General features: G+C 44.3%; 18 protein-coding genes. 5 read left to right on the top strand and 13 right to left on the bottom strand.

The features are described from left to right. Positions 1-21: 21 nt before the first annotated feature. The 11 genes from DS891_RS00365 to DS891_RS00415 form a co-directional block, all read right to left on the bottom strand. A complete protein-coding gene (locus tag DS891_RS00365) occupies positions 22-777 on the bottom strand; it encodes a thioesterase II family protein (protein ID WP_102056427.1) in 756 nt (251 codons plus the stop codon). Further along, positions 774-1,481, bottom strand: a complete 708-nt coding sequence (locus DS891_RS00370; protein WP_102056428.1) for a hypothetical protein — start codon at positions 1,479-1,481, stop codon at positions 774-776. The genes DS891_RS00365 and DS891_RS00370 overlap by 4 nt, the downstream gene beginning before the upstream one ends. Next, a complete protein-coding gene (locus DS891_RS00375) occupies positions 1,478-2,209 on the bottom strand; it encodes an SDR family NAD(P)-dependent oxidoreductase (RefSeq protein ID WP_010606256.1) in 732 nt (243 codons plus the stop codon). The genes DS891_RS00370 and DS891_RS00375 overlap by 4 nt, the downstream gene beginning before the upstream one ends. Before the next feature lie 11 nt (positions 2,210-2,220). Next, positions 2,221-2,619, bottom strand: coding sequence for a 3-hydroxyacyl-ACP dehydratase FabZ (fabZ, locus tag DS891_RS00380; RefSeq protein ID WP_010369411.1), 399 nt, complete (start codon positions 2,617-2,619; stop codon positions 2,221-2,223). Continuing rightward, on the bottom strand, positions 2,616-3,731 hold the full coding sequence (locus DS891_RS00385) for an ABC transporter permease (protein ID WP_010369409.1): 1,116 nt from the start codon (positions 3,729-3,731) through the stop codon (positions 2,616-2,618). The genes fabZ and DS891_RS00385 overlap by 4 nt, the downstream gene beginning before the upstream one ends. Beyond that, complete coding sequence (locus DS891_RS00390; protein WP_010369407.1) at positions 3,724-4,491, bottom strand: ABC transporter ATP-binding protein; 768 nt, start codon at positions 4,489-4,491, stop codon at positions 3,724-3,726. Before DS891_RS00390 ends, DS891_RS00385 begins: the two co-directional genes overlap by 8 nt. Position 4,492: 1 nt before the next feature. Then, on the bottom strand, positions 4,493-6,676 hold the full coding sequence (locus tag DS891_RS00395) for a beta-ketoacyl-[acyl-carrier-protein] synthase family protein (RefSeq protein ID WP_174168508.1): 2,184 nt from the start codon (positions 6,674-6,676) through the stop codon (positions 4,493-4,495). Next, positions 6,669-8,165, bottom strand: a complete 1,497-nt coding sequence (locus DS891_RS00400) for an AMP-binding protein (RefSeq protein ID WP_174168509.1) — start codon at positions 8,163-8,165, stop codon at positions 6,669-6,671. Before DS891_RS00400 ends, DS891_RS00395 begins: the two co-directional genes overlap by 8 nt. A 34-nt stretch (positions 8,166-8,199) precedes the next feature. Further along, entirely contained in the window at positions 8,200-8,493 is a 294-nt protein-coding gene (locus DS891_RS00405; RefSeq protein WP_010369398.1) for a phosphopantetheine-binding protein, read from the bottom strand. Between the two features lie 137 nt (positions 8,494-8,630). Then, positions 8,631-10,250, bottom strand: coding sequence for a histidine ammonia-lyase (gene hutH, locus DS891_RS00410; RefSeq protein WP_010606259.1), 1,620 nt, complete (start codon positions 10,248-10,250; stop codon positions 8,631-8,633). Positions 10,251-10,900: 650 nt separating this feature from the next. Continuing rightward, positions 10,901-11,560, bottom strand: coding sequence for a hypothetical protein (locus tag DS891_RS00415; protein WP_102056431.1), 660 nt, complete (start codon positions 11,558-11,560; stop codon positions 10,901-10,903). A 280-nt stretch (positions 11,561-11,840) separates the two neighbouring features. Here DS891_RS00415 and DS891_RS00420 point away from each other — a divergent pair, with 280 nt between their 5' ends. Next, positions 11,841-12,434 (top strand): ATP-binding cassette domain-containing protein, encoded by a 594-nt coding sequence (locus tag DS891_RS00420; RefSeq protein ID WP_174168510.1) that lies wholly within the window; start codon positions 11,841-11,843, stop codon positions 12,432-12,434. A gap of 1 nt (position 12,435) precedes the next feature. Beyond that, positions 12,436-13,509 carry a DUF6136 family protein gene (locus DS891_RS00425; protein WP_174168511.1) on the top strand — a complete coding sequence of 358 codons (1,074 nt, stop codon included), beginning with the start codon at positions 12,436-12,438 and terminating at the stop codon, positions 13,507-13,509. Between the two features lie 9 nt (positions 13,510-13,518). Here DS891_RS00425 and DS891_RS00430 read toward each other — a convergent pair whose 3' ends face one another. Continuing rightward, positions 13,519-15,486, bottom strand: coding sequence for a winged helix-turn-helix domain-containing protein (locus DS891_RS00430; RefSeq protein ID WP_174168512.1), 1,968 nt, complete (start codon positions 15,484-15,486; stop codon positions 13,519-13,521). Positions 15,487-15,675: 189 nt separating this feature from the next. On the opposite strand from DS891_RS00430, the gene DS891_RS00435 reads away from it, so the two are divergent. Further along, positions 15,676-17,934 (top strand): DUF5916 domain-containing protein, encoded by a 2,259-nt coding sequence (locus tag DS891_RS00435; RefSeq protein WP_174168513.1) that lies wholly within the window; start codon positions 15,676-15,678, stop codon positions 17,932-17,934. A gap of 283 nt (positions 17,935-18,217) precedes the next feature. Here the strand turns inward: DS891_RS00435 and fadE are convergent, their stop codons facing one another. Then, positions 18,218-20,671: an acyl-CoA dehydrogenase FadE gene (fadE, locus tag DS891_RS00440; RefSeq protein ID WP_174168514.1), complete on the bottom strand. Its 2,454-nt coding sequence runs from the start codon at positions 20,669-20,671 to the stop codon at positions 18,218-18,220. Between the two features lie 532 nt (positions 20,672-21,203). Between fadE and DS891_RS00445 the strand changes: the two genes are divergently transcribed. Beyond that, the gene (locus DS891_RS00445; RefSeq protein WP_010606266.1) at positions 21,204-21,524 is read left to right on the top strand and encodes a DUF6419 family natural product biosynthesis protein; all 321 of its coding nucleotides are present in this window, start codon (positions 21,204-21,206) and stop codon (positions 21,522-21,524) included. An 83-nt stretch (positions 21,525-21,607) separates the two neighbouring features. After that, the gene (locus DS891_RS00450) at positions 21,608-22,732 is read left to right on the top strand and encodes a 4-phosphoerythronate dehydrogenase (RefSeq protein WP_174168515.1); all 1,125 of its coding nucleotides are present in this window, start codon (positions 21,608-21,610) and stop codon (positions 22,730-22,732) included. Positions 22,733-22,754 lie beyond the last annotated feature (22 nt).

Below are 22,754 nucleotides of genomic sequence, written 5' to 3' on the forward strand. Positions count from 1 at the left end.
CGTGATCCTTGTTTTTTCGCCTTAACACAACGGCTTTTGCCAGTTTGCTTTTTGGTATTTTGTTTGCTGCAAGCGTGCTAGGTGTCGCGCTACTGCGGCGACAATCACCTCACACGCTAGCGTTGGGCGTTGCTGTAAATACATATGACCGCCATCGACATGATGGTATTGAAAATAGTTCTCGCAGTACTCAGACCAAGCTTGGTGTGACTCAGGCTTAACCAAGTGATCTTGTGTGGCGAGGATCAGTTCGACCGGCATCGTTAACGTAATGTCAGTACTGACGGGTTGCTCGGCTAACATAAAGTCGTCTTTAAACATGGCGGCCACAACCGCTTCTACGTCCTTCGTTAAACGATGTTTAGGCAGCATGTCGAGATGATATAAAGTCGTGAGCAAGTCCGAGTCAGTCAATTTTGAGTACTGGGTAGCTGAAGGAATACTTGGCGCGCGACACCCTGATAGACAGAGTAAATCCGGTGTTGTCAGTGCGTGTTTAGCAAGATGATCGGCAAGCTTATAAGCCACCATCCCGCCAAGACTGTGACCAAAAAACACGCACAGCCGCTCACTACGCGGCTGAAGTTGCGTGCTACTACTTAGGTGACTAAGTGCCTCATCCCAGTCCCGTAAAGATTGCATGCCTGCTTTAGTACCACGGCCCGGTAAGTCGATGCCGTGGAGTTGCCAATGCGCAGGTAAATGTTTGGCCCATTCCCTAAAAAACAAAGAAGAGCCACCTGCGTGATGGAAACAGTATAAGTCAACCGGCATCATAGCTTGAGCTCCAGCGTTGGTGTGAATGCGATGGATTGACCGGTGAGCATGGTGTTGGTTTTCATAAAGTTGACTAGGTATTCCACCAAGTCTTGATAGCTGTATACTGCAGGTCGTGCACCCAATACGCCTCCTTTTAGGTTGCGCTTTTGGATTCTTGCGGCTTTGCTATCGGTAGCCAGTAGCGGTAACACAAAACTGTTAACTGCCAGCTTGCTACCTTGATACTCGCGCGCGAGCGTCATCATCAACGCATTATGAGCGTGGTTACAGACACTGGCGGTGGCTTCTAATTCGTAATTTAAGGTGTCTGATTGAGTTAAAAAGACGAGGTTTCCACCACTTACTCTGAGGTTGTCCGCGATGACTCTGAGGACCGAAAATACGCTTTCTAGACGCGCAATCACTTGCTCGCCAACGGCAATGTCTTCGAGTAGATTGCTTTCATCAAGGCGATTGGCACAATGCAGTACCATCACTTCTTGCTGATTATTATTGAGTTCAAACCAATCTAGTAATGTATTGGTATTTAACTCCGAGAGGGGAGCGTTGAGGTGGATATGGCTCGCTTCTGGATTATGCTCGAGCACCTCAGCACTTGCATTGATAAGGAGTAACGGATGTTTTTGCGACAGCAAATGGGTAACGAAGTGGCTATCAAACTCACTTGTTGGATAAAGTAAAATAAATGCTTGAGCATTCATACCGCAAGCCCTCCATCCAAACGAAGCACATTTCCAGTTTGGTAGTTAGAGGCGCTAGAAGCGAGATATAGCGTGGCATCAGCAATTTCTTTGACACTCCCAACACGACCTAGTGCGGTATGTTTAAGCACCGGGTTGATAATGCTTGCGGGGATATCATCAATCATATCGGTTGCAATAAACGTCGGAGCGAGTGCGTTACAGTAAACACCACAGTGACCATATTGCCGTGCAATAGTCCGAGTGAGGCCAATAATTGCGCCTTTTGAGGTCGCGTAGTTGGCTTGGCCTTCACGTCCGCTTATTCCACTTTGCGACACCATGTTGATGATCTTGCCTGCACCTTGCTTAGTCATGACTGGTAACACCGCTTGGCAACACAGCAATGTACCCTTGAAGTTGATATCTAACACGTTATGAAAAGCGTCGTACGACATCTGAGAGAACAAGCTATCATTCGTGATCCCAGCGTTATTCACTAACACATCAACCCGACCCGTGTCGCTTATCGCTTGGCGAATAGCGGAGTTGACGAACTCGCTGTCGGTAATATTGCCGCTTTGTTGAGTGAAACGAGCTTGATACTCAGGTTTGTGTAACTCCGCGATGGGGGTTTGTGTGCGACAAATACCGTATACTCGAGCACCACCTTGCAAAAAGGCGAGTGCGATGCCTTTGCCTATCCCTTTGGATACGCCAGTCACTACTACTGTCTTTCCAGTAAACACAACCAAGTTCCTTAATCCGTGTAAACAATCGTGAGTTCAGCTTTTGCAACCAACTCATCTTCAACGTGTGCTTGTGCTTTAAAGCGCGCCATCGCACCAAATTCAGTTTCTAGTTTTGCCGTTACTTTAATGATTTCGCCGGGGCGAACAGGGCGACTAAATTTGGCTTTTTCTATGGAAGACAGCATGCCTCCTTTGTGCGTGTTGTTGCAGCACAAGCCGCTGATCTGCGCCATGGTCTCAATGATTAACACACCCGGGAAAATAGGCTCATCCGGAAAATGTCCTTGCAGGCCTGGTTCGTTATGCGAGACAAACTTTAGTCCAACAATCATCTCTCCCGGTGAATGTTCGATTATCTTGTCTGCAAACTTAAATGGTGCCTTGTGCGGCAAGTTATCGGTGATCATGATTTTTCATCTCCCCAGTCAAAGCAGAAGTAAACGATGAGGAAAAACACCACGCTGGTGACGCCTAAAATAATCAGTTGACGACTTACCGCAGCCAGTTCAACGCCTTGGTTTGCGACTAAGCGCAGTGCATCCAAAAACGCAGTGGTTGGCAGTAACGAAACTATTTCTCGCAGTAGAGTGGGGAAGTTAGCGGTGTCGAAATAGATGCCCGATAAAAACATCAACGGAAAGTAAAGTAAGTTAGCTATCCCTGATGAGACTTCAACCCGTTGGCTACGGGCGCCGACTAACACGCCGAGCATACAGATACAAAATGAACCGAGTGCCATTACTGCAATGATATCCAGCACGTTTCCTTGCAGCGTGTAACCAAATAAAAAGTGAAATGCGACGAACAGAATCAGCATTTGGAACACCAGCAAGAATAAGCGTGCGAGCACGATCCCAATGATGTAATCACGGCGTTTGAAAGGAGAAAGGCGTAGACGTTTAAAAAAGCCGTTTTGTCTGTCCGACACTAAACTGTTGGCAATCGACACCAGTGCTAAACCAAGGACTTGTAACACGATGATCCCCGGGATCAACCAGTCAGTGTAACGATAACCTTTGACGCTAATGACATTGCTTCGCATCTCTTCGCCGTTAGCTTGCGCTTTAAGACGCAATAGATAGTTACGTGCCATTAACGACTCATCGGAGTTATGAGTAGAAAACATAGCATTGGGGGCAAGATAAACTTCAGGGCTCACCTCATTTTGCAGCTTACGTAGCACTGAGCCTGGTGAGCTGATCACTTCCGCCAGCTGAGCAGAAGCAAAGCTGTCTTCCAGCACAATTGAATCGGTTTGTGAGAGGCGGGTAACGGTAACGAGTGGATCTTCCTCCATCGCTTTAAGCCATTTCTGTTCAATTTGCTCGCCATGCATCACCACCACATTCATAGGAGACATTTTTGGTCCACCGGAGAAGGCTTGGATCAACAATAGGGCGATAAAAATAGGTAAACCGAATGTCCATAGCAATACCGCTTTATCACGGAAAAAAGGTCGAATATTGACCATCATTAATTGCCAAAATGGATATAACTTAGTTTGACTTAACTCAGGCATAACTTTCCCTCTCCATCGTGGAACCTGTGAGTTTCAAAAATACGTCGTTGAGTGTGGCTTTTCTGGGTTCTTTAATCACCGGAGTCTCAAAGGTGCGATTAATAATGTCGCTTGGCGCGCCTGACTCTATGATTTGACCTGAATTAATGATGGCTAAGTTGTCGCATAAGAACTCTGCCTCATCCATGTAGTGCGTCGTTAACATCACACAGGTACCAGCTTCTTTGAGATCTTTAATGATGTGCCAAAATTCCTGGCGACTCGTGGGGTCAAGTCCCGTAGTTGGCTCATCTAAAAACACCAACTTGGGCTGGCCAACCACTGCCATCGCCAAAAATACGCGTTGCTTTTGTCCACCGCTGAGTTCGCTTAGCCAAGCGTCCTTTTTCTCGCTTAAATTGAAGCGCTCAAGCAGCGTATCAATTGGCGTGTAGCTTGGGTAAAAGCTGGCAAATAGCTCGACGCACTCTTTTACTTTGAGTTTTTCGTAGAGGTTATTGTGTTGCATCACGCCACCCATAAGGCTGCGAAGTTTGGTTTCGTGTTGCTTCCAATTAAGACCGAATAACGTCACTTCACCTGACGTTGCACTACGCAAGCCCTGAAGTATTTCCAACGTCGTGGTTTTTCCGGCGCCATTGGGCCCAAGGAGTCCAAAACATTCGCCTTCGCTAACGCTAAAAGAGACGTCATCGACGGCAACTTTTCGTGTTCTTTTGTAGACCTTCCTTAAGTTCTTCACTTCGATCACGGTCGTCATCTTATTTCCTTACTGTTCGTAAAATACATCCCGTCATACTTCCCGCGAGATTAACGCTTAGGAGTAGGGTTTGATCTAACTCGGTATCACCAGCTGGGGTGTTGAGTGCATGCATTAGCGCACGCACTGCTAATTCTGTACTGTGTAGAGGCGTGGTTTGTGGCTGATATTTTATAAGTTGGGCCTGTGGTAAATGGCTGTCCAAGCTTGCTGCAATGGTGGCAAACGCTTCATCGTGATAAGTACTTAACACGACATTGCCCACTTGGCTCAGCTTCCTAGCATGGCTTGCTAATAATCTGTCTAGTGCTTGATGTTCCTGCGCATCATTGATTTGAATAAAATCAATGATTTCTGCGAGAGGTTGGTAGCCTGCCGGTAACACCTCGCTGGTTGCCAAGAGCGTGGCGCTGGAAAAATGACCGATATCTGCTTGGAATTGATGTGCAGCCCAGACTTGTTGCGAGAGTGCAGTATCGTCTTGCGAGCTACATACCATCGCATATCGACTTCGACCTTCACGCATATCAAGTGCTGCGCTCCAAAGCGCATGTAAAAAGTCATTGCCTAAATCACTCACACAAGTGGCCGAGTTTTTAAAGCCGAAGCCGAGTGCCAGTTGCCCTAATGTGGCATTGACGACGGTATTGGGGAAATGCGTACTTTTTAGCTCTGCAATGCCATCTTGAAATGATGCGAGGTTTTTATCTAAGGTTTCCAGCGAACCAATGGGATTAGCATAGTAGGCTGCGAATTCTGGCAGTGGTAATTGCGCTAGATCGAGATCGCTGTCTTGTAAGGTAAATTGGCAGGCACCCAAGGCAAATTGTGCAACACACGGTGTACGGCGCTGGAAAAGTGCAGGGAACTGCTGTTTTAAGTTAAATTCAGCAAAGTGGTCGGTGCTATTTTGTCGAGCATTGTATACTTCAGTATCAGACAGGCTGGTGGCAGCAAGTAGATACACCGGATTTGGCGCCGTGTTAATCGACGTTTTCTGATGCTTACTGAGTAGCATGCTGGTGTTGTGGCCACCAAACGCTGAGTTAGTCACTGCAAAAACATCAACAACCTGAGGTTTCGCCTGATTGGTCACTAATTGATATGCTTGGCAACAAGACCTTATTGAGTCGACACCCAGTGTTGCTGGTAGAAGCCCTTCATCCTGACTGACCAAAGTTGAAATAAGTTCTACGGCACCAGCGGCACCAAGGGTATGACCAAAGTAAGATTTACTACTTGAAACCGAGACGTCGCGCATGGCCTGTTCACCAATGGCTGATTGGATCCCTTTTAGCTCTGCGCCATCATTTGCTGGCGTACCAGTCCCGTGGCTGTTGATATATTCAATATCACTTGCTGCAACGGGCGCATAGGACAATGTCTGCGTAAAAGCGCGGCGTACACCATCGCCCTCGGGGTTAGGCGCTGTAGCGTGGTGAGCATCTAAGCTCGACCCTGTCGCGAGCAATTGATATCGCAGCGTTGCGTTACGCTTATTAGCATGTGTTTGCGATTCAAAGACTAAAAAACCTGCGCCTTCACCTAAACTTAATCCCATTTTTTCGCTGTACGGAGCACAAGGTTCAGGACTCAAGGATTGTACCGACTGAAAGCCGCCGTAAACTAACTCGCTGAGGGCATCTGCACCGCCAGCAATGACAACATCTGCTTGGTCATTTTCGATAAGTTGCTTAGCAAAAGCAATGGCACTGCTACTTGCGGTACAGGCCGAGGTGAAAGTCATTACAGGGCCCTGAATATCGAAGTGGCGGCTGACATCGGTTGCAATTTGATGTGGTGGATAAAACTTAAACCCTAGTTGATGCTGACCTTTAAGGCTCTCCATCAATGAAAACATACCGCAGTTTGCATTACCGAGAATAAATGCCACACGGGTACTGTCCATCTCAGTTAAGGCTAAATTTGCATGCTCAAGTGCTTCTGTAACGGCATGGATAGCGTATTGGCTCGCCAGATCCATATCAAAATGTTCTGCGCTGTGGTGCTTGTAGTTGATAGCGAGCGCCCCAACATTGTGTGTTAGTCCCTGTGTGTCGAAACGATTAATGCGGTCAATACCAGTGCGGTTTTCCTTGATGCTAGTTAGCAGCGCTTTGCGATTCTCGCCCGCTGCGCAGAGCACACCATAACCAGTAATGAAAGTTTGTTGTTTATTATTCATGTACGCATTCCTGTAGTGCCGAGAGGGTGATTTTGCCGAGCTCGTTTTCTGGAAATTGCGCCAAAAAATGAACCTGCGGCGTGGGTAAATCTTTAAACCAACTTCTGATGTCCTGAAGTGTAGGGATGCAAGATAGTCCTTCGACAAAGGCGACCAGCTCGCCCCCTTTATTATTGTTATTGTCCTCGATAAAAAACACGCGATGGCGAAGTCCCGCAAAGCGTTCTTGGAGGATTTTTTCTATACTTTGTAGCGAGTAGCGTTTACCTGCATACTTAAATATTTGGTCTGCGCGCCCACCGTGTGTGAATTGGTTTTCATTGCTGAAAATCAGCTTATCTTTGAGCTCAAACTCTTCACAATTAGCCACTAAAAACGGCGATCTCAACATGGTTTTACGCTCGGCATTTTGATAAATGTCGACCGCAGTGAACTTAGTAAAGTGTGTTTCGTTGTTGCCTAATGGACGATAGCCGATACCGCCGGTTTCAGTGCTGCCTAGTACCTCAAAAGCTTGTATTGAAAGTGATAGGGAAGAAATAAGGTCGGCAAGCTTTTGCTCTTTCTCACCTTTGAATGGTGCACCTGAGCTTATTAAGTAACAGTGGTTTTGACTTAACTGATCGGCCACAAAGTCAAACATAGTTGGCGTTAAGATCACACCTACCTGTTTATCTCTTACTGGTTGTAAGTCCGGTGTAGAACCAAGTTCGTAACACACCGGTTTGCCAAGTTGCAGAGGGAGCATAAATGCCCAAATAAAACCGAACATGTGGCGGATATCAACGCAGGCACAGAAATAATCTACTGCGTCAAACGAGAAAGTGTCAGCAAAGGTGACGGCTTCTGCATGGAGTGAGGCGATGGATTTATGCCAAGTTTGTGGCTTGCCTGTGCTGCCTGACGTTTCAAAGCCAATTGTCTTATCGCTATGCTGTTGTAAAAATGCCGTTATGGAACGAAACGGAACTTCTACCTCTTGATTGGCAAGCGGGAGTTCTCGCCAGCTAAACGCATTGGCGTTCGAGGCCGCATTCGCACTTAATACCGGAGTGATATTGTGCGCTAATAACACCATAGTGCTCACAATGATATCGCAGGGCGTGCTGTCTTTGATAAGGCGAGCCTGACCTATGATCTCACACTCTAGACTACGCTGTATCAGTGCTAGTAAATCGGTCTCTTTGAGAGAGGTGACTTGATCTGCCCAAGTCTCCAAGGGTGCTGCTTGTTTTTGTTGCGTTAAGTTTAACGCTATTTGACGTGTTAGTGTCGCCAAAGTTACAGTGCTCAATTCGCCCAAGTCTTTTAATTGGAACGCTTTTTTACATGCAGCAGATAACTGCATAAGGTCGACCGAGTCGAGAAACAGTGGCGCCTCAATTAAATTGGCGTCGTCACTTAGTACGTCTAGTTGTTCTTTATCTACTTCTAACTCAGCTTCAATCAGTTGCATGAGTGTTGAACGAATGGCACTGTATGTTTGCATGGTGTCCTTCCAAGCGAAAATGGTTACGGTCAGATCAACAAGCTTCAGCTGTTGTTTGTGCTTCAACTTGTTCGTGAACAAAGCTAGCTAAGGTACTGACGTTTTTCATTTTTTCTTGAATGGTTTGTTCTGGGTAATCTTTGAACTTAAGGTTGTATTTTTTCTCGATAGATACCACAAGATCGAGCACCTCGATGCTGTCTAGATCTAGACCGTCACCGATAAGTTGAGCATCATCTTCGATTTCATCAATGCTATCTACCACTTCTAAATTGTCTACAATGATGTCTTGTTTAATAAATTGTGTTATTGATTCTAAGCTACTCATTTTTATATCCTTTTTAGTTTCTCTGGTGTGTAGTTTACGTCTCATTAGCGGTTTTTGAGCAACAACAAGCCCTAGCTGGCTGCAGTGAAGCTGCCAGCTATAGCGTTATCGTCATCTCAAAAATGACTTAGAGAGGGTTACTGCTCATTAAATAGGGCGTTAACCATATTGTTGATTTCGACATCCATCGGCCTATCTTCAATGACTGGTTGGAAGTTGCTGCTAATTTCGTCGAAAAACTCGCGAGAAAGTGCGTTGAGTTTCTCTGCTTTTGCATCTTTCCCATCAACATAAAATGCCTGGCGGATCGCCATTGCCTGAATAGCAATAACTGGCTTGATAAGATCTGTAATACGACGAAGGTCACGTGCGGCGATGGTGCCCATGCTGACGATGTCTTGGTTTAGTGCTTCTGTTGTGCGTGAAAATACTGACATAGGGCCTGCATTTTTCAGTGCTTCTGCAACAAGAGAAGAAGAGGTAATTTGCATTGCTTTGAAACCGTGGTGTACCCAAGCTTTGTCGCCAAGATCTTCACGCGCAACCAAGTTGTTAGAAATTCCACCGTTAAGACGGTCGTCAACCAAAATGCCTAATTCACGCTCTAGTAAGGCGCCCATGTTTGCAACGAGTGGCTTGAGGGTATCGCACACCGCTGCAACGTGACCACCGTAGAAGTGACCCGCGTTGAGGATAAGGTCGTTCTCATCATCAAATAGTGGGTTATCGTTCACAGAGTTGATTTCAGTCGTTAGGATCTGTGATGCCCACATCTCAGCATCAATTAATGGACCTAACACCTGCGGAGAGCAGCGAATTGAATAGCTATCTTGTAACCTGAACGTTTCTTGCTTGCCAAACTCAATGTTGTCATCGGTGCGGTTTCTGCGACCTAAACGCTGATCGACGTTAGTTAAGCGTTCTAGAATTTTCTCTGCGCAGATCTGCTGTCCGCGGTGTGGTTTAAGTTCGTGTACGCGTTTATGGAATGGCGATGCACGACCTTCGATAAGTTCGACATAAAGCGCGATCAGTTTACAGCTTAAATCAATGCCGCGGCGGATGTCTTTTAGCGCATTCGTGGCGATGGCAGACATAACCGAAGTACCATTCATGATAGCTAAACCTTCTTTCGGCTTTAGCTTGTATGGCGCAATGTTTAGCTCTTCTAACACTTCAGCGGTTTCACGTAGTTGTCCTTGATAGTACACCTTACGCTTACCACCAAGTGCGGCACCGACATAAGAAAGTGGTGTTAAGTCGCCACTCGCACCCACTGAACCCATAGAAGGGATAGCTGGGATGATGCGGTTGTTTAGAAAGGTTTCCATTTGCGCCAGCAATTCCCAACTAACGCCTGAAAAGCCTTTGGCATTACAGTTCATGCGGATCAATAAAGTCGCGGCACAATCAGACTCTGAAAGGTAATCACCAACGCCACAGCCATGATAAGCAATGAGGTTTTGTTGTAATTCTTCAGAGAGAGAAGTCGAAATACGGTTACTTGCTGAGTTACCAAAACCAGTCGTCACGCCGTATATATCTTCTTGATTTGCTAATTTATTGTCCAGGTATTGACGGTTTTGCTCGATTCTAGCTTTTAGTGCCAATTCGTCCAATTTTACTTTGGATAAGGGCTGAGCTGCGTAATCTTGCACTGACTCCAGAGAAAGTGATTGATCTTGCGAGATGAAAACAATACTACCGAGCTTTTTCTCGACCTGAATTGCTTCCTTTTCTGTGTTGTACTGGTTCATGACTTTCCTACTCTGACTAAAATAATGAATCCGATTGTGATTTTCACAATGCTTATATTTTTGTATGACGGGAAACTGTTTAGAAAACCCAATCATACTTGTTAGAGGCGAGTACTGCTTAACCAACGTCCCGTGTGTGCCAATCCGCTAACTTGGTCGGCTTTGTCGCGATACTATTGTCGCTATCTTTGTTACAAGATTATTTTATTTGTAAATAAAAAATATTAAATGTGATTTTTTGATTGTTGTGTTTTAAGAACGGCGGCTAGGTTAAGCCCGAGTTTTCAGGGTGTCAACACGAAAAATTTGACATTTTAATGTTAATTAAATCTAACGTTAACATAATTGAAATGTTATAAAATGATTGCAATATGGAGTTGTTAATAGCTATTTTTTATCTCTATGAGATATAAAGAATTAATTGATTTTTAAAGCTAAAACTCTATTTTTATTGCACGTGGAAAGTTTAATAAAACTGACTTATGACAAATGTCACTATTTTGTATGGTCGGATCTGAAAATGAATAGAATTGACTTATTTCGGCAGAAAGTTGAATTTTTTGTGAATAAAAAATGCGTTATAAATATAAATCTAGACGGCTAACCGTTGAGGTTGCCGGAATATCGGCAGCCTCAAAAACACTGATTAGTTAGTATTCTAAAACGGTGCTCATTAATCCAGTTTCACCGACGACGAGTAAGTAAGAGCGGTCTAGTGATGCATTGCAAAGACTTATAACCTCATCACCCATCATAATATCTTGATTACAGTCATCCACTTGATACCAGCTACTGACTTCTCCTTTATCAAATTCAACGTCTGAACCGTTAATATTTAATGTCATTGTTTTGGAAGCTAATACTCGTACGGTAAATTTATTATCGTGATCATCTTTAGACTTTCTAACCACCTTTATATCTAAGGTATCGTTGCTATCCTGCATTACAACAAAGTGATAATCTCGGTCATTACTTACCTTAATTTTTTCTTGTTCTATCATGCCAAGCTTGTTAACTGACTCAGCATAAAAACTGATTTCACGGTTGGTGTTATGTTCGTGTGTTATGCGTACGGGTTCTGAACCGGAAGCTAGTACTTTGACGCGATATTTATCGTCAGCGACATTTCGTTCATCACCGTCTAGCTCAGTGTTAGCAAGGTGAAATGCAATTTCATAATCGGTGGCATTAACCAAGTTATATTGGTTTTTATAGATGTCAGAACCGAAGTTGGCGGTCTCGATATCTTCGGACGAACATGCTACCGCTAATAGGGATAGGGTGGCTGCAGTTAGGATACGAAAGTTCATAGTTGATCTCCTTTATCAATATTTTGAACATAGGTCGTTATTCAAGCGATTTCGGAGCAAGAGTATAGGATGGAAAAATGAAAGGTTACTTAATGATGTTTATAAGATGTTAAAAAATGTAGAGTGTAAGGCTTTGTTACAAAATAAGGTACGTAATATATGTCATTTTACTTTCTAACTAGGTGATAAATATTGGCTTTTGTAATAAGTTAAGTTTTATGACAACTACATTTTTAAACATAAATATAAATCCCTATTTGGATTTATAGTGTAGAGCAAGATGATAACGATAAAATCTCTAAGTAAAAGCTTCTCCAAAGAGGTACTGTTTGACAATTACTCACAAGAGTTCGAGCATAATAGAATTTGTTTAGCGGCGCCGAATGGCGTAGGGAAAACCACCTTACTGTGCATGATTGCTGGGCTTGATGATGCGTTCAATGGCGACATTCTATTACAAGACAAGAAAATCGATAAACGCCAAACACTTGTTGCACTTGCGTCAGACAACATTCCATTTCCTGCTTTTTTGCGTGCAAAAGAGTTATTAACTCTCACATCAACCGCATGGCAATGTGATTTTCCTTCGCAGCTTGTAAACGACTTTCAGTTTGAAGGCTTTTTAATGACGCGTTACGCGGATCTCTCCTCTGGTAACAAAAAGAAGCTTCAGCTTATTAATGCCGTGATGCGTAATACCCCTTATTTATTGCTCGATGAGCCTACTGCGGCTTTGGACGCGGCAGGCTGCGAGTATATCGTTGAGCTCGCGCAAAACTACGCTGGCATGGTGCTGATGACAAGTCATGAGCCTGAACCTTTTTTACAAGTTGGATTTCATTCTGTTCCCTTAGCACCGAAGCAGAGTAGTTAATATGCTCTATTACTATCGTTACAGAAAAGCATCACTTACTTTATCGCTGCAAGCCATAGGCCAGCAACTTCAGCAATTTGGCTTGATGATAGCTGCCTTGTTTCAAGTTTATCTGTTAGGTTTTATCGCAATACTATTTATGGGTATAGGTAAAATTGTAGAAAGTGATAATCCCGTTGCACAGGTACAAATTGCATGGGGATTACTTGCGGCGCAAAGCTTTATTCTATTTGTGTTTCGAGATGCGGTTTTGGACAAAGCGCACCGAAGTTACCACCACACGATCCTGCATCGTGCCATCCATCAAAAAGTGGCGGATGGGTTGTCCGTACTGATTGTTCACCCCTTATTATTGATGACGCTAATTCTTTGCTACTCGATTGGAATTGAGAAAATCACACAAGCATGGCATTTACTGTTTTTTGCGGTGACGCAATTCTTCGTTGCTCTTTGTTTTATTTATCGTCCTTTGGGGACCAGTATTGGATTATTGATAACAGCTATTATTAGTTTTGCTGTTGTCGAAATTACTTGGTATTTGATTGCTGTAAACCTTATAGTGTTTGGCTGTGCTGCTTTGCTACCGCGTAAAGTGACTTTATCGGTAATGGTTAAAGGGTTGACGACATTTTGGCTGAGCTTTGCTTACAACCACTATTTTGTGTTGCTTTGGCGCATTGTGATGAGTGTGTTGGTGCTATGGTTTGGCGCGATCTTAAGCGCAGAGCGCCCCGATCTGATGGCAAATTACGTTCCAGGTCTGGTGACGTTAAATCTATTATGGTGGTCGAGCCTTGCCATTGATCTCAAACCTGAAGTCTACGACCGCACTGCATATTGGTTGAGTATAGATAAGCTGCAATCGGCAAAGCAGAGCATCTGGATTATTGTGCTGACGGCTGCCGTCTGTTTTTCAGTGCCTGTCTATATGTTATTAGGACTGAGTGCAGTGAGCCTGTTACCCTATGCCTTTCTACCACTTTTAGTGTTAAGTGCATTAAAAAGTCCACAGCTTTTAGCTATGACTTGGCTCAGCACCTTAGTGCTGAGCTATACCGCGTATGTGCTTTTGTAATGATAATCGTTAGTTGGCAGCTTCTGGTAGGCGAGTCAGTTTCTTGATATCGCCTTCTACACTTTCCATTTTTGCTATGAGCAGATCCCCAAGCGCGTCGATATCGTAGTGCCAAATCAAGTGGCCGACTTTTTTAAGCGTAGGGTTTTGCTCTGGCATCAAGGTGAGTTGCCAAATGTAGTCCCTTTTTGACCAAGCGGATTGCCAATAGATGTCGTTGCCGCGAATTCTTAAGTTACTAAATTGATTGGTTTGTTTTTGACTTAATGCATATTTATTTAACGCTTCTGAGTCGCTTTCGAAGAGCGTCTCGTACTCAAGCAGTAGGTTTTGTTGTAGCACAAACCAGGTTTGTCTTTCGGGGTGATAAAAGACAAAGTCAGCTGTACTATCATGACTGCTGATAAGCGCCCCAGACAAGCTGTATTGGTTTAATGTTTCGCCGTCATAAGCCCATAGTGTTTGCTCATCTATCCAACCCATGCTTTTGACGGGCAGACTCAGCTGTGAATTGAACTGGGTGAGTGGGCGTTTTCGGTCGTATATCACTAAATCGTTATCACGGTTTGAGGCCAAATAGCTCAGCTCTGGACTCCATACTAAAAAACCAACGTATTCATGCCCCTGATGAAAGGAAAGCTGATTGATTTTATCATCGTGATATAGATACACCTCGCATACGCCGCTGCGCCTCGACATAAACGCCGTTTCCCCCAAGCTGTTGGTCAGTGGTAGATAGTCGATGCTTGAGCTTGAAAATAAGGGGAGATCATCTCGGTCTTTGATATTAACTTGAAAACTCTCCAATGCCGCGAATATATCGCCGCGATTATCGCTTGAGAAGCTTGTGTATAAGCCAATTTCCGTTTCTTTGATGGCTTGACTGTCACCGTCTCTAAAGTGTCGCGATAGGCTGCCATATTGGCTCGCAATCACAGCTTGATGATAAACATCAAACGCAACTGAAGTGACTGGAGCTGACCACTTTAGATGTACCGTGCCATCGAGCGTTTGTAGTCTTGCGAACCCTTGTTTATCTTGAACTAAATAATAGGTTTTATCTTGCCATGCTCGAAGGGCCATTTTTAACCGCTCGTTGGCTGCCAAAGCAAGTGGCAGCTTAACCATTTGATGAGACTCAAGCCGGTAAAGGTGTGCTGCTTTGGCATTATATTGGCCGAACGTTAGGATGAGCTCTTTGTCATTTTTCCAAACGGGTTTAGTACCAACTTGGCACGGAAGAATTTGAGAACTGTGGAAAAATTGCCCTGCGGCAGTCATAACATGAAGTTGACAGCCACTACCTTGATATTGCCAGAACGCTAACTTATCTGAGTCGGGGCTCCAACTTGGAAAACTGATCCGCGAATCAAAGCGGTGTTCATTTAATTGAAAGCCTTGTTTGTTGGCAATAATAAGGTGGGTAAAATCTTTCACATAGGCGATGAGATCTTTGCCTTGGTGGGCATCAACGTCAAATTCAAGGCCAAGCTCATGACTAAGGCTCGAGGTTTCGTAGCGTGATGGTGTTTTTTCAGTCGGTGTTTGATTAAAAAAGGCGATCGCGCCAAAGCATAGAACCGCCATTGCGACGGCACTGAGTGATAAAATACGGGACTTGGCGATTACGTTGACTGGTTTTGCCGTATGACGAGGTGCTATTTCATGCTTTTCTAGTGGCGCGATAAAGCGATAGCCCCGCTTTGGGATGGTTTTGATGTAAATTGGGTTTTTAGGGTCGTCCCCGAGCACTTTTCGCAGTTTAGTCAGAAGCTGATAAAGACTATTAGGTTCGACAACCGCATGTTGCCACAGCTGTTCGGTAAGCCAATATTTCTCTAGCACTTCGTTATGATGCTCAATAAAAAGCGCGAGTAACCTTGCCATTTGTGGCTCAAGTTTTACGGTTTCTTGGCTTTGCCTATGTGTTAGGCAATCTTGCTGGAGATCAAACTGCCAATGTCCAAAACAAACCATCTCTACTTCCTGTGCCTGCACGCTGAGTACCAATTTCAATAATTAAAACCAATTGTTCCCATAACGTTAGCGTTTCTTAAGATTAAGTCAATGTTTATAAAGGTTAAGTCAGCTTTCTTCAGAAAAAGTTAAGAACTTTTTACGGCAAAGTTTGTTGCAATAGCAGGCATAACTCTGAGGAAAGTATGTATGAATAAAAGCAATAAATTTTGGCTCGGTTTAAGTTATCCCATGATGGCAGGAGCTGCACTTGCGGAACCTATCGTGGTTGATGGTAAGTTGAATGAAGCGCAGTGGGGTTCAGCTACACAGTTTGAACAATTTGTTCAGGTTGTGCCTGTAACTTTGGCATCTGCCAATGACAAAATTACCGCAAAAGCTTTTGCAACCGCCGACGGTGTTTATATTGGTATTAAAAACTTCCAGAATAAAGCCGAGCGCAAGCGACAATTCAATATCCATGACCGCTTTATGCAAGCTGACTTCAATCGGGTAGTTGTGGACTTTTCAGGCGACGGTAGTAGTGCATATCAATTTTCGGTGACATTAGGTGGCGGCTCGCAAGATGGTGTTGTAACCCCAAGCTTAAACGTGGATTACGATTGGGATGGGGACTGGCACTATGCCAATCACATTGACGATACGTATTGGACCACGGAATTATTGATCCCTTGGCATACCGTGTCGTTTCAGCCAGGAGATGAGCAGGGGCTTACAAAGATTGGGGTTTCGGTACAGTTGTATGAACTTAAAAGTAATTTTATCTATGCAAACCATGAGGATACAACAGCAAATAGTGATTTCTTCCTGACCATGCCAAAGATCGCAGCACAGATCCCCGCGCATTCTCAATTGGCATTTGTGCCTTACTTTGCGCATCAGGCTCAATTTGCACCGCTAAGCACTTCACCTTCCGAGCGCCAGCACCAGTCCGATGTTGGCTTTGATTTGTTTTACAAGCCTTCTCATCATCAGAAGGTGAGTCTTGCCGTGAATCCTGACTTTGGTCAGGTGGATATCGATGATGTTGACGTGAATTATTCAGCCGTGGAAACGCTTCGCACCGATAAACGTCCATTTTTCACCCAAGATATCAGCCTTTTTGACGTTGCTGCACTTGAAAGCACTAAGCTTATTCATACTCGTCGGATAGGGGCATCAAGTGATGATGGTACACGCGCAATCACCCCCATAGATGCGGCACTACGATTTGTGCATAAAGGAAAGTCGGTACAATTTGGTACTTTTGCTGTGTCTGAGTCGGACTTTTCGGACGATATTGGTAAGCAGTTTTTTGCAACAAGAGCTAATTATCGCACGCAAGATTGGCAGGCCGGTGTGCTTGCGACCAAAACAGAACGGCCATTTCTTGAACGCGATGCCATGAGTTATGCCGTTGATGGCCAGTATCGTAGTGATACTTGGTCTTTCAAAGGCGCGCTATTACAAACTGAGGTAGAAACACAAAAGCACAGTGTGACAGGCCAAGGTGTATCGCTAGACGCGGAGTATCAACTATCGTTACAGACGAAGTTCGCTGCGCGCTACTTTGCTGTGGATGACGAATTTGATAACCGTGATCTCGGCTATATGAAACGCAATGATTGGCAGGTGAGCGAGCTTTATGGAGAATACTCGATGCACCCAAAAGACAGCTGGTTTACCAGGTTAAAGCAGTCACTCACACTGAGGCATGAGCAAAATAATGCTGGAACAGGTTTAGCGGCCAGACAAGCATATTTAGCGCAGTTTTTGTTGGCAAATGGTGGTCAGCTCAACCTCGGGCTAGATTATTACACTAGCGGTAAACAAGACAACTTAGGGCGAGGCACTGAGGTGTTTGAGATGCCAAGCCGTGTGGAGTCTCGGGTCTTTTATCAAAGCCCTTATGTGGGGGATTTTTCTTGGGCTGCGAGTATAGAGCTTGACCAAGAAGGAATATCAGGCTCAGCACAGCAATACGCCGTGGATTTGACGTGGATGCCACACTACAACTGGAACCTTAAGTTGAGTAATTTCTTTAGAAGCGGTGATGGCTGGCTGATGGCGAACGGGCAAAACCGCTTGAGTGAATACGACAGAGATGAGTTTTCCAATAAGTTGGAATTTAACGGTCGGATCACCGACAACCTTGAACTCAGTGGTTCGCTACAGTGGACGATACTTGAAGCACAAAGTAAGACGATTTATCAAATTACCAACGGAGAGCTTCACGAAATTCATGGTGACACCAGTTTTGACGACAGGCGCTTAGCAAGCCAGATAAAACTGCGTTATCGCATGGGTGCATATTCAGATATTTTTTTAGTGTATCAACGCGGAGGTGCAAACTTTTCGACACTTGAAAAGTCGCAAGTCGGGCGCAGAGACTGGTTTGGTAGTGTCGCTGATTTATGGCAGCAACCAGTGCAAGACTTAGTGACGTTTAAAGTGCGATATTTATTTTAAAACACTAGAGCTGTGTTCCCCCGGCTCTAATACCAATTTTCTTAATTAAGTGGTCTATTTTGAGGCGAGAAAATCTTGTCGATAACCAGGCAAAAATTTTGTTATTTAGTTGTTCTAAATAAGAAATTTTTAACGCTGTTAGCGTCAGATTTATTCCTTCAAATTGAGCAAGTATTAAGTCAAATTGGTATAATCTGCCAAGAAAAAAGGTCAGAAAATTCTGACCTTTATATCCACGCTAATTGCTATGGTAGTATGGATCACACTACCTAAACAAAAATAGTTATGCTGCGTCTGCTTTACTTGATTCCTTCGTTCTTGCTTTACCGGCAAGTAACTCTTCAGGGTCAAAGTCATCAACGTTGATAACGGCAAGACGTTTTGCTTCAACGGCAGTCAATTTAGCTGCTTCGTCTTCGCTCAGTACACCTGCTTCAAGCCCCATTGCTGCTACTTTATCAAGTTGCATAAACGGTAACTTTTTACCAGTACCACGGCATACCTTTTCAAATAACGGCTCTACGGCAAGAATGTCTTTTAGCGTTTGCTCTTGCTTACCAAGCAAGCACAGAGGCTCATCTTTTAAGTAGATGTGTGTTGCAAGGCGGTCACGCGTTTCGCTAGGTACTTGAAGTAGCTGAGCAAGTTTGTGCTCCATTTTGTCGGTTGGTTTACGAACCGGACGACCAAATGGGAACAGTACCACTTTCAACAAACCACGTAATGCAGCAGAAGGCATGTTGTTGATTAAGTCAGCAAGGGCACGTTGACAAAGGTACAGGTGCTCCTGACAAGACCATTGCACAAAAGGTAAGTCTTCTTTACGACGACCTTCATCGTTATAGCGCTTAAGCGTTGCAGAAACCAGATAAAGGTAGCTTAATAAGTCGCCCAAACGTGCAGAAATACGCTCTTTACGCTTCAGTGAACCACCAAATACAGCCATACAAATATCAGACATTAATGCCAATGATGCACTGTAACGAGCAGCATTACGATAATAAACAGCGGTTTCATCGTTAAATGGTACTTTGGTGAAACGTGCACCGGTTAGCGCTAACCACTTAGTTCTTACCAAGTTCGACATAGTGAAACCGATGTGACCCATCAAGGATTTATCGAAGCTATCAAGCGCTTCTTGTTTATCTTTGATAGAACAAGCTTCAAGTTCAGCCAGTACAAAAGGATGGCAGCGAATAGCGCCTTGACCGTAGATGATCATGTTACGGGTTAGGATGTTTGCACCTTCTACCGTAATTGCAATTGGTGCACCTTGGTAACCACGGCCAACGTAGTTGTTTGGACCTAGACAAATCCCTTTACCACCATGAATATCCATGGCATGGATGGTTGAAGCACGCATTTGTTCGGTTAAGTGGTACTTCAAAATGGCAGAAACAACCGAAGGTTTTTCACCTAAATCTACCGCGCCAGTTGACATAGTCACCGCAGCATCAGAGCTATACGCATAGCCACCCAGTTTCGCTAGTGCCTCTTCAATCCCTTCCATCTTACCGATAGGCAGTTTGAACTGGCGACGAATGCGGCTGTATGCGCCACTTGCAACTGCAAGGGATTTAATACCACCGGCAGAGTTTGAAGGTAGCGTAATAACACGACCAACCGACAAACACTCAACCAGCATGCGCCAGCCTTGTCCTGCCATTTTTGCGCCACCGATAATGAAATCGAGTGGTACAAACACGTTTTCGCCTTGGGTAGGGCCATTTTGGAATGGCACATTCAGTGGGAAATGACGTCGGCCAATTTTTACGCCTGGCGTGTTTGTAGGAATAAGCGCACAAGTAATACCTAACTCTTCTTTATCACCTAATAGACCGTCCGGGTCGCGCATCTTAAACGCCAGACCAAGTACAGTCGCAACAGGTGCTAAAGTAATATAGCGTTTGTTCCACGTTAGGCTAATACCTAATACTTCTTCACCTTCCCATTCGCCTTTACATACCACACCAAAGTCAGGGATAGATGAAGCATCAGAGCCCGCTTCTGGTGACGTTAATGCAAAACAAGGGATTTCATCACCCACTGCTAGACGAGGTAAGTAGTGTTCCTTTTGCTCGTCAGTACCGTAGTGCTGAAGTAGTTCGCCTGGGCCTAACGAGTTAGGTACGCCCACGATAGACGAAAGTAAAGTTGATTTACTGGTAAGCTTTTGTAGTACACAAGATTGCGCGTAAGCTGAAAACTCAAGACCGCCGTATTGCTTTTTGATGATCATCGCAAAGAACTTGTTGTCTTTTAAGTATTGCCACACGTCTTTCGGTAAGTCAGTCAGTTCGTGCGTTGCTTCCCAATCGTTAAGCATGGCACACACTTCTTCCACCGGACCATCCAAAAACGCTTGCTCTTCAACGCTCAAGCGTGGCTTAGGAAACTGATGAAGTTTATCCCAGTTTGGGTTACCACAAAATAGATCGGCTTCCCACCAAGTTGTACCTGCATCAATCGCTGACTTTTCGGTTTCTGACATTGTCGGCGTAACTTTTTTGAACGCTTTAAATGCTGGAGCCACGATGTACTGCTGACGCAGGTTCGTTACTGAAAGCGGAATAACAATCGCTAAGAAAATTAACCAAGAGATAATGCCAAATGCACCAGCAAAGGTGCCAACTAGCATTGTAACTGCTGCAATACCTAGAGCGGTATTCCAGCTTGCGCGATGATAGCTTGCTGCGCTGAGCAAGGCTAACAACGCGAGAACAAATATAAGTGTCATGTTGTTCTTCCTTATAAGAGGTCTGACCACCCAGTTAGACTAGCTGGTTAACGCTGATATTTCAAGCGTCTTCATACCCTCTATGCGAATTAGTTGATGCCTTGTTGTGACATATTATTTACGTTTTGTACTGAATCTGAGTGTTAAATGAGTCATGCTTCTCATGTCAGTAATTTAAAAGTTATTGATTACACCCCAGCTATAACCTGAGAGAATTTTCAACGCTATTAATTACTGATCGATATTTAAGTGTAATGAACGTAGTGCAATATGACGAAAATGCACATGAAATTTCTTTCAGAGAAGTTCGTTATCTGTGCATTATAATTGCCAAAACTTCATGTCGGATTTGCATTGAAATACACGCTAATGTTTCTACAATTGGGTTAAGCATAGCCACGAAATGGTGCTTTTAAGAATTGCTAAGGAGTAGCAAATGCAGTCCATTTTCTTGGTAGCTATGTGAGTTAGGATTTATCGCTACGACCTAGTGTAGCGGTTGATATTGCTGTCCATGTTAAGGAGAAACAAGATGCAGCAGAGTATTTTTTATCTAGTCACTATTTTGGCCTTTGCCGCGATGTTGTCGGCCTTTCACCTCTTTCCTGAAGCGGTAATTTTTAATGTTTTTAGCAGTTTGTTTGCCGCATTACTTGGCTACCGAGCTTATACCCGTTGGGCTTTATTATTGTGTTGTATTAACGTGTTGGCCATGACGTTTTGTCCTTTGCTTGATTCAGGTGGCTGGTTAAGTCTCAAGGGGGCGGTTGTTTTTGTATGCTGTGTGATGTTTTTTGCAATAGCGTTTGGTTGCAATAAAGCGGTGACACAAAATAAAAGGTTTTATTATTAGTCGCCTAGCTTGCCATGTTAAACTCGACTCAGGCGATGTGTTATCGCCTGAGTACTCGAGACAATAGGTGACAGGAAACCCGCATGCGAATATTAGCCGATCAAAATATGCCCTTAGTTGAGTCATTCTTCTGCGAAATTGGTGAGGTAACACGGTTTGATGGCCGTAACCTTCAACCTGACGAGCTAAAAAACGTCGATATTCTGTTGACTCGCTCAGTCACTAAGGTCAATGAGGCCCTGTTAGCACAAGCAGATAATCTGAAGTTTGTTGGGACTGCGACAATAGGGATTGATCATATTGATACCTCATTGTTGGCCAGCGCCAATATCTCGTTCAGCAGCGCACCAGGCTGTAATGCGATAGCTGTTGCCGAGTACGTGATAAGCGCTCTACTTGCATACGCACAAGAAACTTCCACGCCACTTCAAGATAAAACGATTGCCATCATTGGTGTTGGTAATATTGGCGCGTGTTTGGCATCAAAGCTTAAAGGGCTTGGTCTTACGATATTATTGTGTGACCCCGTAAGGCAGCAAGCGGGGACATTGGATTCACATGTAGCCTTAGATGAAGCCTTAGCGCGCGCGGATATCGTGACATTTCACGTTCCATTAGTTAAGCAAGGCCCGCATAAAACGGTTCATCTACTTGATGCACCGCGGATAGCGGCATTAAAGCCGGGTACGGTGATAATCAACGCAAGCCGTGGAGATGTTATCGATAATCAAGCGCTTTTGCGCGCTTTAGAGGGTGGGCAAGCGCTCGAGCTGATCTTAGACGTTTGGGAAAATGAGCCGAATATTTTGCAGCCATTATTGCAATATACTCGCTTTGCATCTGTACATATTGCTGGCCACACGCTAGAAGGCAAGGCACGAGGCACGCAAATGTTATACGAAGCCGTATGCCGAGAATTCGATTTACCAGCCAGCAAAACGATTAGTGATTTTCTTCCTAAGCCAAGTGTCACTGGCTGCCAATTGCAAAGCACAGCCAACGAGCAGGATATTATCAATTTAGCGCATCTTGTTTATGACATTCGTCGTGATGATGGCATCATGAGAAAACAGCTAAGCACATTGGGCTTTGATACCTTGCGTAAAGCATATCCCGTGCGTCGAGAATTTAGTACAATTGCAGTCAATAATGACTCACCAATCAGTGAAAAGCTTTACCAACTTGGCTTTTCTGAGCACAAGAGTTAAGTGCTGTGGTTGGTATATTAGA

This window comes from Pseudoalteromonas sp. JC28, from assembly GCF_013319255.1.
Lineage (GTDB): Bacteria > Pseudomonadota > Gammaproteobacteria > Enterobacterales > Alteromonadaceae > Pseudoalteromonas.